This window comes from Pontimicrobium aquaticum (genome assembly GCF_005047595.1).
Taxonomy (GTDB): domain Bacteria; phylum Bacteroidota; class Bacteroidia; order Flavobacteriales; family Flavobacteriaceae; genus Pontimicrobium; species Pontimicrobium aquaticum.
The window spans coordinates 145080-164011 of sequence record NZ_SUPL01000002.1 but is presented as its reverse complement, the minus strand read 5'-3'; the positions used below and the strand labels follow the sequence as shown (position 1 = coordinate 164011).

General features: G+C 32.0%; 13 protein-coding genes and 1 tRNA gene. 1 reads left to right on the top strand and 13 read right to left on the bottom strand.

The features are described from left to right. Window positions 1–123: 123 nt before the first annotated feature. From E5167_RS03660 to E5167_RS03640, 6 genes are all read right to left on the bottom strand, one after another. On the bottom strand, window positions 124–498 hold the full coding sequence (locus E5167_RS03660) for a LytR/AlgR family response regulator transcription factor (protein ID WP_136841161.1): 375 nt from the start codon (window positions 496–498) through the stop codon (window positions 124–126). A gap of 85 nt (window positions 499–583) precedes the next feature. Then, window positions 584–721, bottom strand: a complete 138-nt coding sequence (locus E5167_RS15365) for a hypothetical protein (protein ID WP_169301367.1) — start codon at window positions 719–721, stop codon at window positions 584–586. 644 nt (window positions 722–1365) lie between these two features. Next, window positions 1366–3774 (bottom strand): TonB-dependent receptor domain-containing protein, encoded by a 2409-nt coding sequence (locus E5167_RS03655; protein ID WP_136841159.1) that lies wholly within the window; start codon window positions 3772–3774, stop codon window positions 1366–1368. 242 nt (window positions 3775–4016) lie between these two features. Next, complete coding sequence (locus E5167_RS03650; protein ID WP_136841157.1) at window positions 4017–7295, bottom strand: sialidase family protein; 3279 nt, start codon at window positions 7293–7295, stop codon at window positions 4017–4019. Window positions 7296–7410: 115 nt separating this feature from the next. Further along, complete coding sequence (locus E5167_RS03645; RefSeq protein WP_136841155.1) at window positions 7411–7944, bottom strand: DinB family protein; 534 nt, start codon at window positions 7942–7944, stop codon at window positions 7411–7413. 31 nt (window positions 7945–7975) lie between these two features. Continuing rightward, window positions 7976–9040 (bottom strand): serine hydrolase domain-containing protein, encoded by a 1065-nt coding sequence (locus E5167_RS03640; protein ID WP_262709577.1) that lies wholly within the window; start codon window positions 9038–9040, stop codon window positions 7976–7978. A 241-nt stretch (window positions 9041–9281) separates the two neighbouring features. Here E5167_RS03640 and E5167_RS03635 point away from each other — a divergent pair, with 241 nt between their 5' ends. Continuing rightward, complete coding sequence (locus tag E5167_RS03635; RefSeq protein WP_136841151.1) at window positions 9282–9668, top strand: VOC family protein; 387 nt, start codon at window positions 9282–9284, stop codon at window positions 9666–9668. A gap of 144 nt (window positions 9669–9812) precedes the next feature. Here E5167_RS03635 and E5167_RS03630 read toward each other — a convergent pair. From E5167_RS03630 to E5167_RS03600, 7 genes are all read right to left on the bottom strand, one after another. After that, window positions 9813–9885: transfer RNA gene (locus tag E5167_RS03630), tRNA-Met, on the bottom strand. Between the two features lie 117 nt (window positions 9886–10002). Then, window positions 10003–10905 carry a leucine-rich repeat domain-containing protein gene (locus E5167_RS03625; protein WP_136841149.1) on the bottom strand — a complete coding sequence of 301 codons (903 nt, stop codon included), beginning with the start codon at window positions 10903–10905 and terminating at the stop codon, window positions 10003–10005. Between the two features lie 145 nt (window positions 10906–11050). Then, window positions 11051–11179 carry a CPXCG motif-containing cysteine-rich protein gene (locus E5167_RS03620; RefSeq protein WP_394347688.1) on the bottom strand — a complete coding sequence of 43 codons (129 nt, stop codon included), beginning with the start codon at window positions 11177–11179 and terminating at the stop codon, window positions 11051–11053. A 57-nt stretch (window positions 11180–11236) separates the two neighbouring features. Continuing rightward, window positions 11237–12562 (bottom strand): TolC family protein, encoded by a 1326-nt coding sequence (locus E5167_RS03615; protein WP_136841144.1) that lies wholly within the window; start codon window positions 12560–12562, stop codon window positions 11237–11239. Beyond that, window positions 12543–15740, bottom strand: coding sequence for an efflux RND transporter permease subunit (locus E5167_RS03610; RefSeq protein WP_136841142.1), 3198 nt, complete (start codon window positions 15738–15740; stop codon window positions 12543–12545). Before E5167_RS03610 ends, E5167_RS03615 begins: the two co-directional genes overlap by 20 nt. Further along, a complete protein-coding gene (locus E5167_RS03605; RefSeq protein WP_136841141.1) occupies window positions 15737–16879 on the bottom strand; it encodes an efflux RND transporter periplasmic adaptor subunit in 1143 nt (380 codons plus the stop codon). The genes E5167_RS03610 and E5167_RS03605 overlap by 4 nt, the downstream gene beginning before the upstream one ends. 79 nt (window positions 16880–16958) lie before the next feature. Further along, window positions 16959–18869: an ABC-F family ATP-binding cassette domain-containing protein gene (locus E5167_RS03600; protein ID WP_136841139.1), complete on the bottom strand. Its 1911-nt coding sequence runs from the start codon at window positions 18867–18869 to the stop codon at window positions 16959–16961. Window positions 18870–18932: the final 63 nt, after the last annotated feature.

The window sequence follows — 18932 nt, the reverse complement described above, 5'->3', positions numbered from 1 at the left end:
CCCTACCTCTGTTAAAAATTGCTACGTAAAAAAAGTGAATTAACTTGTTTGATTAGATTGATTGATAAATACACAGTAAAGAATGATAAATAAATGGATTTTTGGGATATTTATTAAAATTTGCTACTGCTTGATTTCTAGATCATGCAGAACATTTTTCTTGTACTTTTTACTTAAACTAAAAGATGTATTATCATTCATAACAATACTAAAATCTCCCATCCCTTCACTAACAACTTCTTTTATCTCATTTAGATTGATAATACTTGACCTATTAACTCTCAAGAAATTGCTTGGGTCAAGCTTTAAATACAAGTCTCCCATAGAACTAATCCTATGAACATACTTTGCGTTTTTAAGTGTGTAAATCTCAGCATAATATGATGAGCACTTGATAAACTTTATTTCATGTGTTTTTATAAAAAAATATTTGTTTTTTTCTTTAACAACTATCTTACTTAAGTAATTAGATGTATAAACATCATTTAACTTTTTCATATTAATATTTATCTCGTTAATGCTTTTTTAAATTTTAAATTGGTTAACTAACTACTTTATGAAACGTACTTTACTATTTAGTTTTTTAATTGTTTTTAAATTCATAAAAATCTCTTTGAGAGTTTCTTCTTAAAAAACTATTATTTGCCAAATCAATATCTGCTGTTAATTCGTCTTTATTCAAGGTCACTGCAATTACCTTTTTATAAAAGAAAAATAGCATTGTAATTATTTTTTTAATAAACGTTTCAAACAAAAATATTAGTAGTACACGTTTGTAAATTGTAAAAAACAGACAGCAGCTTGTATTTAACAAATAATTATAAATTATAAGTTGTTTGTATCAAAAAACAACTTATTCATATCATTTTTGTAGTTTTGAATCATTACCTCAAAATGAATATATTTTTGAAATTTGAATTAAAAAAATACGTGAGAGATTTGTGTTTTTGCTTGTTTAATTAAAAAAAGGTGTGATTTACAAATAAAATTCAGTTGTGTTAAAACCACAAATACAACTTGGTAAAAACTAATTAAAAAGCCATTCCAAATAAAAAATATCTATTCAAATTTTTAATTAAGATCCTCAGGAATGGCTTATAAAGAAATCCATCAATTCAAAAGAGTTAGCTGTAAGAAAGTAGCATTACTTTACATCTAACTTATGTATTAGTTAAAAATGCCATTCAATTAAATTATATTTATTTAATCGACTGTAAAATTTCTAAAATCACCAACCTTAAAAAAACAGTCTAGAATGGCATTTAAGACTAAATAATACTATTCAAAACACTAAAATAGCACCTATAAATACTTTATGATTGTAAAAAAGAGACAGTCATTATGTTTTAACATTTATTTAAATTACTACTTGTTTTGTTGCCTTGCTCTATTTAACTCTTCTTGAATTCCAGTTCTCCTTCTGTTTTGTGCTCTAACAGTTTGTTTACCAAATCTCCAAGTAAAAGAAAAAGTGGCGAACCTATTATCTCTATAACTATGGAATTTATCTTTTAACCCTCCAAAGTTCGTCGATCCTACAGGGTATTGATTCCAGAAAATATCGTTGATATTCAATCTAAATATCCCCTTACCATCCCAAACAGTTTTTTGAGCTCCTAGAGAAACCGATGACAAGTGTTCGATTTTTGTAATACTTGTATAATGTGGCAAAAGATTAAATGTTCCTAACTGAATTCTAAAGTTGTTTCCCAAGTTAATTGAGTGGCTCGAATTTATCGTGACAACAGGAGTAGATCTGTTTAATTGTGACCCAGATACTAATCCTTCGTAAATATTATATGATGCATTTAAATTGATATTAGACTGGATCCATGATGCTAATTTAAAAGGAGCACTAAAGGTAAGTGCAAAACTATTAAGACTCTCAATATTTATTGGTTTGACGACTATAGATTGCTCCTCACCATCTTGAAGGATTCCTGCATTTAAATTATCAATTGTATAACCATAACTAAAAGCAAAATAGTATTTATTATTCAACGTATAGTTAATTTCACTCAACCAAGTAAATTGAGGCTTTAGAAAAGGATTTCCAACTCTAAATGAATTTGTATCTACAAAAAATCTAAATGGATTTAATTGCCCATAACTTGGCCTATCTATACGCCTACTTAAAGAAACTCCTAAAACATTGTTCTCATTTAATGAGTAGTTAAATGTAGCTGATGGAAAAAGCTCAAAATATTGATTGTCGAATGTGTCATTTGTCGTCACTTGGTTTCCGCTTATTACAGAGTATTCACCTCTTAAACCTATTTGGGCATTGTACTTCTCTTTATTAATTGAATAAGTAGCATACAATCCATAAATTGCTTCATCATATATAAACCTATTGCTTAACTGATTATTTTGGGTTGTATTTCCATCAACAGTATTAAAATATAAAAGATCATTATCTGTTTTAACCCAAGTGTTTTTCCAACCTGCTTCAAACTTATTTTTATTAGAAATTGGCAATTCATAATCTAAAGAAAAGCCATATAAATCGAGATACCCTTCAACATCACCTTCAAGCAAATCTGCATTAGAAACTTCTCCTTCTGGGGTAAAGAATGACGAATTATAACTTTGATCTGAGCTGTTATTATATTTAGCCAAATCAAAATCAAAATCTAAAACACTTTTATTTTCAAATTCATGCCTAATATTAAAGTTAGTCATTAATTGCCTCCACTTACTATCTGTATCTGTATCCGTAAGTTGATTGGATATCAAATCTCCATTACCATCATACTGCTTAATTTTATTTATAGCTTTTGAACCACTATTGTTTATAACACTTGATAACACTATTCCATAAGAAGTCTTTTTGTTTGGTTGGAAATCTACACCAAATCTCGGAGAGTGAACCTCTATTGGAAGATCGAACAAACTTTTTAACTTATAAGATGAAATTATATCGTCATCTTCATCTAGAAATGCTCTATCAATATCAATCTTCATCCATTGTGTTCTCTTAGCAAGTGAATATTGACCATATACATTAAACTTTTCTCCTCTATGATTAATATTAATACTATTTTCCCACCTAAAATGTCTTCCATATCCAGGTGTTAAGGTTAAATTACCATTAGTGCCAAAAAGTTTTCCTTTTTTGGTTACAATATTTACAATTCCTGCATTTCCTTGAGCCTCATATTTTGCTGAAGGGTTTGTAATGATTTCAATTTTCTCGATATTAGATGAGGGCATACTTCTTAATAGATTAGCTAATTCATCTCCTTGTAACCTTAAATCTTTACCATCCATAAAGACCCTTACACCATTTCTTCCACTTAAAGACATGTTTCCATCTTGGTCAACAATAATACCAGGTGATTTTTCCAATATCTCAAGAGTTGAATTACCTAAACTTACAGTACTACCTTCCACATTAACAATAAGCTTATCCTGTTGTCTTTGTATTAAAGGTTTTTGTGCTGTAACTACAACATTATTTAGTTGTTCAGCTAATGGTTTTAAAACAATATCCCCAAAATCAATAGATTTATTAAAATTCTTTTCAAATTGTTGAAACCCTAGAAATGACACCTTTAACAAATAACTCTTCTCCCTTTGTAATTTTATTTCAAATTTTCCTACATCATCACTTATAACACCTTTAACCAAAGTTGAATCATTCGTATTAAATATTGCGATATTGGCAAAAGATATTGGTTTGTTTTCATTATCAAGCACAGAACCTTTAACAGATATTTGCGCCAACATACTTTGTGCAAACAAGAAAACAATAATCATTGAAACATTTTTCATAAAAAAGTGCAATTTTTAGAATGGGCATGATAAAAACAATTACAAACAACCCAAACGATAGTTATTAAAAGTCAAAAATATTTCGAAAAAATGAGCAAAAATTGTATAAAAGAGACTTGTTGAAAAACTTCTTTTAAAAAAATCAATGGGTATATATCAAAAAATAAAACCCATTGAAACAATATCAATGGGTTAGTTTTATCTAAAACACTCTCTTAAAGTGTAATCGTATATTGTTTAAGTTATTGCTTTGGTTTTAACCTACCAGGAGTATAAGGAGCTTTTGCAATTTTTAGTTTTTTCTCCAATTGTTTAATATCGATTTCATACAGTTGAGACACTATTTTTTTAATAGGTTCAAATTCTTCCTTAGCGATGTTGTAACTATCTAAATGTGTTTTAGTAGGTGCTGCTGTTGAATATTTTTGACCATAGACTATGTTTCCTACCCTAGAGGCTGGTCCAGGTGGCTGATCTATATCTAATCTTCTTTTATTGGAATCGCCATACAACATGGTACTTACCTCGTCTATTTTTTTCTCAATTTTAACAACTTCAGTCATTAATATTTCATAAGACTCATTAGAACGTCTGATAGCCTCTCTTATGTAGCGCATTTTATTATTGATATCGGATAATTTTGCGCCACATTCTGAAATTTCTGCCATTAGTGCCTCCACCTTTTGTTGGAATGCCACTTTTTCATCCCTGTTTTTAGAAGGCATTAAAGTATTATCTAATGCTCTTATATTAAACTTTGTTGTAGCGGTTAAACTGGTCATTGTATTACCATCAAACAAATGCATTTCTATTGTATAGGTTCCAGGAGCGACAAGGGATCCTTCCCTTGTGGCCGAAAACGGATTATAAAAAGAAGGCGTACTTAAATCTATAGGCGTTTGTTGTTCATGTCTTAAATCCCAATGAAAACGTTGTAAACCTTTGCTAGGCGTTCTAACAAATTTCTTTACAATAACTCCGTTAGAATTTTTTATTGTAAAAACCAATTGATGGGTAATTTCTTCGTTTTCAGCTTTAAGCTGTTCATAATTAGGATAAGGGGTGTCTTTTAGCTCTTTAATTAACTTTTTTTCTTTTTTCTTTCGTTCACCTTCCAATGATGTATATTCATCCTTATAATAGTAAGTTATCAATGCTTCAGGACCAAGATTATCTGCGGTATAAAAATTATCTCCCTGAAATGCTTTTCCAGGAAGCCCTAAAGGCAAGCTTTTTTCCCACATCAATGCTTCACGAATAGGGTAAATAATATTTTCTTTAGGTTCCGTGTTTTCTATATTTCTTAAAGATGAATAATCATCGAGCACATAAAACCCTCTTCCAAAAGTACCAAGAACTAAATCATTTTCCCTTTCTTGAATGGCAATATCACGAACAGCAATTGTTGGCAATCCGTTTTTAAATTGTTTCCAGCGTTTTCCTGTGTTTGGAGAAAAGAAAACCCCGAATTCCGTTCCGCAAAAAATCAAATCTGCGTCAACATGGTCTTCTTCTATGGCATAAACACTACCTCTATTAGGTAAATTTCCACTAATGTTTGTCCAAGTTTTACCTTTGTCGTTAGATTTGAATAAGTAAGGTTTAAAATCGCCATATTTATGATGATTAAAAGCTGCATAAATAACATTAACGTTGTGTCTTGACAAGTAAACATTGTTTACATACGATTGCTTTGGAGCTCCTGGGATGTTATCAATTTTTCTCCAAGATTGCCCTCCATTTTCTGTTATATGTATAAGTCCATCATCTGTACCTATAGCCAACATATTGTCATTGATTGGAGATTCTGATAAAGCTACAATCGTTCCATAAGGAGAGACACCGTCATTTTTAGAAACAGCATTAATACTAACCACTCTATCATAAACCTTGAGCGCATTTCTATCTAATTGCCTAGTTAAATCATCACTGATTACTTGCCAACTGTTGCCATAATCATCAGATTTGAACACTTTGTTGGCGGCGAAGTACAATCTGCCATTTTTATGTTTACTAACCGCTAGTGGAGCATCCCAATTCCAACGGTAGGCGTTTTCATTTTTTCTTTCACTAGGCTGAATACTTACCTCTTCTCCGCTTTTCTTATCGAACCTTACTAAACTACCATATTGAGATTGTGCATAAACAATGTTTGGGTTATTAGGATCTACCTGCGATTCAAAACCGTCTCCTCCGTGAGTAATAAACCAATCAAAATTGGTTATTCCATGATCGGTAAGCACCCTTGATGGGCCTCCAATACTAAAGTTATCTTGCGTTCCTCCATAAATGTTATAAAATGGTTTGTCGTTATCTAAAGCTACTTTATAAAATTGGGTAACAGGTAAGTTTTCCTTAAAATCCCAATTGGCAGCTGCATCAAAAGTTTCATAAACCCCTCCATCGCAACCTACCAACCAGTGCTTATTGTTGTTTGGGTTAATCCACATGGCGTGGTTATCAATATGCTTATAATCTTCTCCCACAATGATAAATGTCCTTCCACCATCGTGACTCACTCTCATCCAGTTGTTCATGGCATACACTGTATTCTCATCTACTGGGTCTGCAAATATTTCTTGGTAGTAATTTCCGCTAGTGACATAATTCCCTCTTCTTTCCCAACTAGCACCTCTATTGGTAGATCTATAAAAACCACCTCTTCCATTTGCTGCTTCAACAATAGCATAAATAATCTCTGGATTTGCTGATGAAATACTCAAACCTATCCTTCCAAGTTCCTCATTAGGTAAACCTTTGTGTATTTTAGTCCAAGTTTCGCCACCATCTGTGCTTTTGTGCATCCCTGATTCTGGACCACCTCCAACATAGGTGTAAACATGCCTCCTTCTTTGTAATGTGGAAGCATATAGCACATCTGGATTCCTAGGATCCATCACAACATCATTAACTCCTGTGTGTTCATCAATAATCAAAACAGCTTTCCAGTTTTTTCCTCCATCTACAGACTTATACAAACCTCTGTCTCCTCCCTTACTCCATAGAGGTCCAATCGCTGCTACAAAAATAATATCAGAGTTTTCTGGGTGCACAATAATCTTACCTATGTGCTCAGACATTTTTAATCCCATATGTTGCCAACTTTGACCACCATCAATAGATTTGTAAATACCATCTCCATACGAAACGGAACGTTGGTTGTTATTCTCTCCAGTTCCTACCCAAATGACATTTGAATTGTTGGGATCCATGGTGACACAGCCTATTGAATATGAGCCTTCATTATCAAAAATTGGGTTATAGGTGAGTCCCGAATTAGTGGTTTTCCAAACACCTCCTGAAGCAGACGCTACATAATACTCACTAATATTATTTGGGTTTACTGCAATGTCTGAAATTCTTCCAGAAGTTAAAGCAGGTCCAACATTTCTCCATTTTAAACCATCGATATTAATTTTATCTAAAGCTTGATTGTTTATGCTTTTCTTTTTTTGTGCCGTTGCAAGTTGAACAAAACATGTGGCAAATACTAGTGCAAATAGAAAAATTGTTTTTTTCATCAAAAAGGATAATTAAGGTTAGTACTCTTTTAATTTTAAACTCGCAAAGTATTTAAAAATTACCTTTTGAAATTGTATAAAAGAGACATGATCTTAAAAATGTTTTATGCAATTTTTAATTAAACCCATATGCTGGAGGTGATATATTATTTAATCTTAAGTATAGGACTGCTTTAGCTCTATGGTTTGTTATATGATCTCTCATAAACAAAAAAGATTGCCATTTGGTTAGTGGAAATCTACCATGCCTTTTACCTGTTTTCTGTAATTCATTATCAGTCATGTTTTTTAATGTGCTTATAACAGTATCGAAAGCATTTTCTAAATCTAGAATAATTTCTTCCTTTGTCATTTTTGAAGCATTTTTTTCATTTCCCATATAATCTTCCCCTAAAATGAATCGGCTATTCATAGACAACATACTGTTTGAAATGTGCACCATTTGTTGAGCAAAACTTATTACTGTACTAGTAGGTCTATAATTGTAAGTTGACTCTGGCATTGCCTTAGCTACTACAATGGTTCTTGTTTTTGCAAGCTTCCAAACCTCTATTTGATGTTTTGAAAAGTTAAATTTTTCTTGCCCTACACTTATCGAAGTAAACAACAGTGTAGCTGAGTAAATTATAAATACTAATATATTCTTCATTTCTTTATAGTTTCATTATTTAAATTATATTTTATTCTTCAGTCAAATCGGGTACAAAAGCCTCCATTACCGCTTCCACTATCCTGCCCAAACTCAACTGATACCTGTTTGCAAAAACAAAAAATGTCAGACCATCATCAGAAAACCGTGTAATGTTGGCAACAAAACCATACATCATTCCGTAGTGATATTGCTCCTTATGACCTTTATAAGGTTCAATTCGCCAACCTAAACCATACCCTATTTTACTACCATTATTGAGTACTCCTGGTGTCCAAAGTTTTTCCAATGCTTCTGTTGACAAAATACTATTACCATATAAAGCCGCATCCCATTTGGCCATATCAGCTATTGTTGAAGACAAACCTCCTGCTCCTAAAGTAGAACTAGGCTCAGATGGACGCCTATTTTCTATTCGACTTTTAGTTCGCGAATACCCCGAGGCCCTATTATTTATAATTTCTGTCGGATCAAACAATCCTGTTCGAGCCATTTGTAATGGTTCTAAAATCTTTTCACTCAAACAAGCTAAAAAAGATTTGTTCGTTACGCGTTCAATTATCATTGAAAGCAAATAGTAACCTGTGTTACAATACCTAAATTTTTCACCTGGCTTAAAATCCAATGGCTTTGAATTGGCTACTTTTATGATATCCATTGGAGTTCGCCTATTATCATAATATTGATAGCCAGCGATAGCTTCATAATCTGGGATCCCTGAAGTATGGTTTAAAAGCTGTTTTATGGTTACACCATACCATTCCCCAGGTATTTCCGTAACATATTTTGAAATGGGGTCGTCAAGGCTAAGCTTGTTCTCTTCTTCCAACATCACTATAAGTGCTGCTGTAAATTGCTTGCTTATGGAACCTATTTCAAAAACAGTAGAATCGATCACGGGAACCTTATGCTCCAAACTGGCCATACCTAAAGACTTGGTATAGATTAGCTCCCCTTTGTAAGAGGCTGCAACCAACAACCCCGGAATTTGGTCTTTTTTCATCCGCTCTTCCAAAAATGTTTCCAAGGCATTGATCCTTTTTTGGTCTATTTGTGCGTTTAATTGTATCGCTATAATTGAAATAGCTATACACATAATTACTCTTTTCATTAACAATTATTTAAATTAAAGTCGAAATGTACCTGAAAATGATAACTTTAAATTGTAAAAAAAAGACAAGAATAAAGTCACTTATTTAAACATATTATCGTAAGAAGTTTATTAATTATACATCCATAATATTTTAAATTCTAAAAATCTATAATTTTACGGTTGTCTATAAAAAAGATACAATTGTGTTTGTAATGGGTAATTTTGAAATTTTAAAAAGAACGTTTTGAAAAAGAAAAAAAAGAGTAAAATACTGAATACAAGATATGTTCTTGCGGTTAAAGATTTAGCAAAATCGGCTAATTATTACAAAAACCAGCTCGGTTTTGTTTCATTACGTGTAACAAATGGTTGGCATTTCCTTAAGAGAGGGAAATTTATTGTAATGCTTGGTGAATGCCAAGACGATAAATCTGCTTTTGAAACCAAAAACCACTCTTATTTTGCTTATATAAATGTTAGAAATATAGATGATTTATATGAGGAATATCTATCAAACAATGTGGAGATTTTAGGTGAAATAACGAACAAACCTTGGGGACAAAGAGAATTTGCAATTCGAACCATTGATGGACATCGAATTATGTTTGGACAAGAAATACAAATAAATTGAACAATAAAGGTTTTAACATTTAGTTAGAACAAATAATATTTATAAGAGTGTGACTTCTATGAAATATAAAGCATACCTACTAGCAAAATAAATACGACGTTAAAAAAAAGACCCAAATACAATGTGTACTTGAGTCTTGTTTAGTAGCGGGAACTGGACTCGAACCAGTGACCTTCGGGTTATGAGCCCGACGAGCTACCTACTGCTCTATCCCGCGATATTGGACTGCAAATATACAACCCTTTTCTATTTTAACAAGCATAAAATAAAAAAAAAGCTACTCCAAATTATGAAATAGCTTTTTCATCAAAAAAATAATTATAATACAAATTACTTAATCGGTTCCTGCTAATGCAGAATTTTTTCTTTCTCCAATATTAGCAAACTCAAAATGTATTCCGTCTGGGAGCATTTCTCCTAAACTGGCGAAGTCTCCTTTTAGATCATTATTGTTAATCATTAATATCTTTAGATTATCTAAACTCGCTAAACTTGTTGGAACCATTCCGTAAAGTAAATTATCCGACAGCATGATTTCTTCTAAGTTAGATAAATTACCTAAGCTTGAAGGAATTGGTCCAAATAAACTATTATCAAAAAGGCTTAATTTTTCTAAATTAACTAAGTTCTTTACTGTTTTAGGAATTCCACCTGTTAAGTTATTACTACTTAAAGACAACTCTTTTAAATTAGTTAAATTACCTATTTCGTTTGGTATGTTCCCTGATAAGTTATTACTAAAAATTTCTATCTTTTCTAGTTGAGACAACGCTCCAATGGTTCTTGGTATAGAACCTTCGAGTTTATTCATAAACAACTCTAAAGATTCTAGTGATGTTAGATCTCCTATTACATTTGGCAATCTTCCCTCAAGTGCATTAAATGCAATATTAAGAGATTTTAATTGCTTTAAATTACCTATTGATTCTGGGATTACACCAGAAATTTCATTTCTAAATAAATTTAGTTTTTGTAAGTGCTCTAAATCGCCTAATTGAGAAGGCAAAGTTCCTTTAAGGTTATTAAAGCTTAAATCAAGAGCTATTACCTTATTATCTTTAACAACTACACCATGCCAGGTATTTATTGGACTTGTTAAATCCCAAGTTACTGTCCAATTATCACCATTAGTAGCATTACAAATGGCTATTAAGGCATTTTTTTCTTTGTTAGAAACATTTGCAAAAGATAATGCTGAAACGAAGCATAACAAAAATGTTAGTTTTAAGGTTTTCATAAGTAGTAGATTTTAATTGAGGGCATTAATCTACAACGAATATAAATCTAACTAGACAAACTACCAACTATATTCGATGAAATACATAAGCGTAGTCATTAACTTACTTTTAAGAGTGTGTTTTATCGGATTTCTACCTTATTGCTCAATATTTAAGGGCTTCAAATTGAATTATGGTATTATTGCTAACACATATTTTTAGCCTAATAGGATTGCAGCATACTTCACAATCTTCAATATAAGACTGAGTATTTTCGGAAACATCTACTAGCATAGATATAGATTCCCAGCAATATGGGCATTGAAAAAATTGCTCTTTCACTTTAAAAAATTAAAACTCTAAATTGAGTAATTCACCACTTAATTGCAGTACCAAAAGTTCAGCTAACTTAGCATCGTATTTTGCTTGATTTCTGCTTAACTCAGCATTTAAAAGATTTAATTGTGCTTGTCTAAACTCTATGGAAGTTACTTGTCCTAATTTGAATTTTTCTTGAGTACGATCAAAGTTGTTTTTTGAGGTTACAATATTTTCTTCTTGAACATTAAAAATAGCTAGCTTATTTTGATAATCGTCCCAAGCATTTTCGAAATTACGCTCTATATTAACTATAATTTGTTCTTTTTGAAGCTGTTGATTTTCTAAGTTAATTTTTGCATTCTTAACACGCGTCATAGTGCCTCCACCATCAAACAAATTCCAACTTAAATTAAGCCCTCCTGAAAGCCCTGTATTGGTTGACGTTTCTAAAAAAGAAGCTGCATTATTATTATTTTTATTCCAACCATAAGAACCTGTTAAACCCAGTTTTGGAAGAAAATCAGATTTCCATGATTTAATATCATATTCGTTAATAATAAGGTTTTTATTAACCTGTAATAACGCTACATTATTTTCTCTCACCTTACTTATTAAATCAGCTTTATTAATACTTAAAACAAAGTTTATTAAGGTATCTACTTCAAAATTATTAGTAGCCGTATTTCCTAAAATAACATTTAAATCGCGTTTAGCATTTCTTAATTGCTGTTTAATATTAATGTAGTTTATACTATCATTATTAATGTCAACTTGAGCATTTAAAACATCTAATTTAGTGCTTTGTCCATAATCAAATTGGTACTCAGCGCGTTTCAAACGGTCTTTAGAAATTGTAAAGGTTTGCTCAACAGCTTCTATATTTTGTGACAATTCTGCCACATTGTAATAAACTGTAAACAATTGAAGTATTGTATTTTCAATAGTTTCTCTAGCCTCAAGCTCTGTAAGTTGTTTTTCTTCTTTAAGTCGCTTGTAATTATAATGTCTTCCTAAACCATCAAAAAGCGTATAATTTAAATTTACAGACGCATTATATCTTGAACTTTCAGCTCCATTTAAGTTGGTAACATTTCCATTTGAAAATATGGCCTCTGTATTATCTAAACTATAAGTAGCTCCGCTATTAGCTGTAAGTGTAGGTAAAAACCCAGAGTTTAGAATATTAGTATTATTCTCAGCAATCTCAACAGTATTGTTTGCTATTTTAATGCCATAATTATTTTCTAGAGCTAAGCTTACTGCTTCTTGTCTTGATAGTACTTTTTGTGCCTGGACATGAACTGAAAAGGCAAGTAAAATAAAAAGCATCAAATATTTAAAATTCTTTTTCTTCATTTTGTTCTTTTATAGCACGTTCTACTTCTTCTTTAGTTACTTTTTTTCCTGTGGCCAACCACTTCAAATTTTTCTTAATATCATTGCTAAACGACAAAAATAATGGCAAAACCAATAATGTTAAAATTGTTGCATAACCAATTCCAAACGAAATAGATATAGCCATTGGTTTTAAAAATTGTGCTTGCCTACTTTTTTCTAAAAGTAAAGGCGCTAAACCAGCAATAGTAGTAAGTGACGTTAAGAAAATAGCTCTAAAACGTGATTTACCAGCTTCTGATAAAGCAATATCAAAAGACATTCCTTCTTTTAAATTATTATTAAATTTCCCTATTAAAACAAGCCCATCGTTAACCATAATACCTATTAGTGCAATAATACCCAATAAGGATAATATATTAACAGGGAAACCTAACAGCCAATGTCCCCAAGCTACTGCTGTTAAACTAAAAGGTATTAACAAGATTAGTAAAATAGGCTGACTATAACTTCTAAATGTGAACGCTATCACAACATAAATAAGTAATAAAATTGGTATGCCTGCACTTGCTAATGAATTAGATAATTTACTAGCCTCTCTGTTTTGTCCTTCAAAAGACGCTGAAATCGTAGGATACTTAGATTTTAATTGCGGAATAAAATTAGCTTTAATATCATCCAAAATATCTGTGCTACTTGTGCTTGGGTCTTTTAAATCTGCAGACACCTGTATTTCACGTTGACCTTCTAAATGATTAATTGCCACATCACCTCTAGCTATACTATAGTTAGCAATATCTTTTAGGTTAACACGCTCACCTGAAGGTGTAAGAATACGCATGTCGTCTAAATCATTAATAGAGTTTCTATTTGGTGCATCGTAACGTACCCAAACCCTAATTTCGTCTTGTCCACGCTGAAAACGTTGCGCTTGTGCTCCAAAGAATCCTGCACGAACTTGACTCATAACGGTTCTTAAATCCAACCCAAGTAAATAGGCACTTTCTTTTAACTCTAAACGAATTTCTTTAATACCTGCTGGGTCATTATCTTCAACATCTTTTAACAACGGATTAGATTCTAGGTACTGCTTCATTTCAATTTTTGAAGCCTTAAGCTCATCAATATTATTACTTAACAGCGACACTGAAATAGGACTACCTCCAAAGTTTCCTCCTGAACCATAAATGAGTCGTTCAGTACCAATAACTGGTCCAACTAATTCTCTTAGTCTATTAGACACCATAGATGATACAATCTCATCAGGGCGCTCTTCTCCTGGCAACATATTAATAGTTAAAGTTGCATTAGAACTACCATTTATGCTTAGGATAGTATTTTCGAACAACTGCTTGCTTGTTCCTTTTAAGTACTTTTCGGTGAGTTCTTCATTAACAATAAACGATTTTTCTTCAATCATTGAAATAATTGAATCCGTGATTTTTACATTCGTTCCATTTGGCATTCCTAATTGTATAGACACAGTATCACTGGCAATTCTTGGAAAGAACGTGACACCAATTACACCACCACCAACAGATCCTAGAGTAAGTATTAGCAGTGCTACAAACACACCTAAGGATAACATTCTAAATTGAAGCACAAACCCTAAAACTGGTGTATAAACCTTATCTCTTAAAAAAGCCATAAAACTATCGCCATATTTGTTTATGCCACGCATTTTGGCAAAAAACTGCTTTAGTTTTGAAGGATTTTCTTCTTCAACTTGTGGTTTAAGTGCTTTAGAATGTGCTAAATGCGCAGGCAAAATAATGAGTGCTTCAATTAAAGAAACTGCAAGTGTTAGAATAACGATAACCGAAACTTCTCCAAAAAATTCACCAATACGACTATCTAAAAACAGAAATAAAGAAAAAGCTAAAACAGTTGTTATAATAGCTGATACGACTGGCGGAATCACTTCCATCGTACCATCAATTGCTGCTTGAACAGGTGTTTTTCCTTTTTCGTAATGCTGGTAGATATTTTCTGCAATTACAATACCATCATCCACCAAAATACCTATAACGATTATCATTCCAAAAAGTGATAATACATTGATGGTAACATCAAATTGACCAGCAAAAATAAACATCCCTAAAAAAGATATTGGCAATCCAAATGCTACCCAGAATGCTAAACGAGTATTTAAAAATAACGATAGAAACACCAATACTAGAACCATTCCAACTATGGCATTTTCCGTTAATAGTTGTGTACGTTGGTTTAGTGTTATTGACATGTCTCTAACCACATCCAAACGCACATTATTATGCTTTTGATTATAACTTACAATGTATTCTTTAACCTTATCTGCCGAACTAACTAAGTCTTCATTATTTGTACTGGTTACAGTGACATTTACTGAAAGTTTTTCATTGAAATATGTCGCATTGGGAGATTCAGAAAAACGATCTCTTACTATGGCAACATCTTTTAGCCTAACTACTTTGCCATCATTTGATGCTTTAACTATAATGTTTGATAGTTCGTCGCCATAATACTGTTTGTTATTGGCTCTAATTAAGTACTCTTCAACATCTGTTTTGATGTTTCCTCCTGTAACTAAAATGTTAGAAGCACTTACAGCTTGCGCTACATCATTAAAGGTGAGATTATAAGCCAGTAAGCTCGTTTCATTTACAGCAATTTCAATTTCCTCAGCAGGATAACCAGATACTTGTATTTGAGAAATACCATCGATTGTTCGTAATTCATTTTCAACCTCACGAGCCAACTGTTTTAATGTTGCCAAAGGAATGTTTTCGCCACTTAATGCAAACGATATGGTTTGCCTTACTTCTTCTTGCTTTGAAACAACCAGAGGCTCCATTCCTGTTGGAAAAGAAGGTACTCTATCAACTGCATTTTTAACTTCAAGCAACATGAAGTCTAAGTTTTCTCCTTTTTCTATTTCAACAGTAATGCTACCACTGTTTTCACGAGACACCGAAGTTACTCTATCAACGCCTTTTAATCCTTTTAAATTATCTTCTATTTGCAGCACAATCCCTTCTTCTATTTCTTGTGGAGATGCTCCAGGATAAGTGATGTTAATATTAATTATTTTAGATTCTACCAAAGGAAAAAAGGAAGATCTTAAAGAGAGTAGTCCTATAATACCGAAGGCAAAAAATGCAATAATAAACACATTTACCGCAACATGATATCTAATAAAATATGCTATTATTTTTCTCATTGCTTGGTAGAAGATTTAGCATCGTTGGCTTTAGGCTCAAAAGGTTTTACTAACATTCCAGCGTAAGCTCCTGGAACTGTTTTCTTTAGAATAATGGTTCCATTTGGCACATCTTTTAACACTACTTTAGTGTCTGAAAAATGTACTGGTTTTGCTGAAATTACATCCAATAAGCTATCTTTAACCACAAAAATTTGTTGGTCATCCAGTAATAAGTTCCTATCAATTTCTATAGCATTTTCAATGGCTTTTACATTTAGGTTTGCTTCTAGGTACATACCTTCTTTTAAGTTTTCATGAGCAACCTCAATAAAAGCAGTTATGGTTTGTGTATTTGCATCAATACTACCATTTACCCTAGACACTTTTCCTATATAGCTTTCGGTTTTATCTAAGTTTGTTAAGTCAACACTTTCACCAACTTTTAAAATATTAGCAAAAGATTTACTTATAGCCACTTCCATTTCATAGACATTAGGATTAATAAACTCACCTAACTTTTGTCCATTTCTAATTAACGTGCCTTCAGTTACTAAAGCCTCCGTTAAAACACCACTAAAAGGTGCTATAATACTGTACTTAGACAAACGTTGTTCTAAGTTTTTTACATTGTAATAGCTTGAAACAATACCTCGCCCTGTAATAAAATAGTTTTCTTTATCTGAATTCATTTTAGGAAGCTCAGGTGTACTTTTACTTAAATCAAAGCTTTTTAAATAAGTATCCCATTTAGAAAATACTTCTGGAAAATCTAAACGCAAATCTGGCATTATGGCTGCAATGTCATTATATAGATTACTTTTTGCAGATTGTACACTTGCGTAATGCTCTGAAGCATCGACTTTAATTAATACTTCTCCTCTTCTGTATGATTGCCCTGGTTTGAACAGCTTATTACTACCGCGAAATATACCTTGTACCTCGGAGTACAATTCTACTCTTTGCTTTGCAGTTAAGTTTCCATTGGCTGGAAGTACAATGGAAATAGTAGTATTTTGAACAGTATCAATAAAAACCGTTTTTACCACCTTTGGAGCAACAGGTCTTGGCTTGTTTTTATTGGCAATAAGTTTTTTTGCAAATAAAATGGAGCCTATAATTAGTACAACTCCAATAATGGAAAGTATTATATTTCGCATTTAGATAACTTTGATGATTATTCGTGCAAAATTATCCATTAGTAAATGAGCATAAGTTAAAAAAAACTTAAATATTTAACTAAGAAATTTTTTCTATTTCTTCATGTACGTTTTCCCAATCTAGCATTAAAACCTCTAGTCTCTTCTTTTTATTTTGATAGTCATCAAAAAAGTTAGCATCAGCCACTGTAGCATCATAATTGGTTTGAAGCTCCACATCTATTTCCTTAATTTTTTTCTCTAGATCGCTTATCTCTGACTCTACTTTACTAAGCTTATTATTTAAGGATTTTAACTTTTTTTGATCTTGGTACGATTGCTTATTATCTGCTTTTACTTCAATATTTTTTATTACTTCTCGCTTTTCGGCTTCTCTTAAATTTTCAAGATTACGTTGTTCTAAAAAGAAATCGATATCACCTAAATACTCTGTTATTTTTTGATTTTTAAACTCATACACCTTGTTGGTTAATCCTCTTAAAAAATCTCTATCGTGAGACACTAAAATTAAAGTGCCTTGAAACTTTTTGAGTGCTTCTTTAAGAACGTTTTTAGATTTAATATCTAAATGGTTTGTAGGCTCATCCATTACTAAAACGTTTAAAGGCTGTAGTAATAATTTAGCCAAAGCCAGACGGTTACGCTCACCTCCTGACAACACTTTTACGTATTTATCAACCTCTTCACCTCTAAATAAAAAGGCGCCTAAAATATCTCTAACCTTACTTCGGTTAGATTCGTTAGCAGCATCAATCATGGTGTCTAAAACGGTTTTATTACCGTCTAAATATTCTGCTTGGTTTTGAGCAAAATATCCTATTTGTACATTGTGCCCAAGTTTTAAATGGCCTCCAAATTCAATTTCACCTACAATAATTTTTGCTAATGTCGATTTACCTTGACCATTTTGTCCCACGAATGCAATTTTACTATCGCGATCTACCATCATGCCAACATCTTTTAGCACTTGTAAATTACCGTAATGTTTTTCAATATGTTCCATTTCAACAACTACCTTTCCAGGTATTATAGATACAGGAAAGTTAAGCGTCATCACACTATTATCATCTTCATCAACTTCAATGCGATCTATTTTATCCAGCTTTTTAATTAGCGACTGTGCCATTGATGCCTTAGATGCTTTAGCTCGGAATTTCTCAATGAGTTTTTCGGTTTGCTCTATTTGTTTTTGTTGATTTTTTTGTGATGCCAATTGCTGCGTTCTCAACTCCTCTCTTAACACTAAGTATTCTGAATACGGTTTTGGATAGTCGTAAATTCTACCTAAAGAAATCTCAATGGTTCTATTGGTAACATTATCTAAAAACATTTTATCGTGAGACACAATAACTACAGCTCCCGAATAATTTTTTAAAAACGTTTCCAGCCAAATAATAGATTCAATATCAAGGTGATTGGTAGGTTCATCAAGCAATAAAATATCATTGTTTTGAAGTAACAATTTTGCCAGTTCAATTCGCATTCGCCAACCTCCAGAGAAGGTGTCGGTAAGCTTCCCAAAATCGTCACGTTTAAAACCTAAGCCCTGTAATACTTTTTCGGTTTCTCCTTGATAGTTATAACCTCCCAAAATTTCGTATTGGTGTTGCTTATCATTTAAATCTATCATTAACTGATGGTAACCATCGCTTTCATAGTCGGTTCTTTCGGCTAATTGTGTATTTATAGTTTCAATATCTGCTTCAATTTCTTTTATTTCGGTAAAAGCCTCATAAGCTTCTTCTAAAATAGTTCTGCCGTAAACAAAATCTATATCTTGTTTTAAAAAACCTATTTTTAGAGCTTTCTCGGTTGCTACTTGACCCGAATCATATTCCATTTCATTTGCTAAAATCTTTAATAAGGTAGATTTTCCAGCACCATTTTTTCCAATTAGTCCTACGCGATCACCTCCTTTTAACCTAAAAGAAATATCTTGAAATAAATACTCACCTTGAAATGAGATAGAAAGCTTATGAATATTTAGCATTTTGTTACAAAAGTTACAGTTAAAACTTAAATAAAGTTTAATTTTGTGGTCAATTTTGGTGCA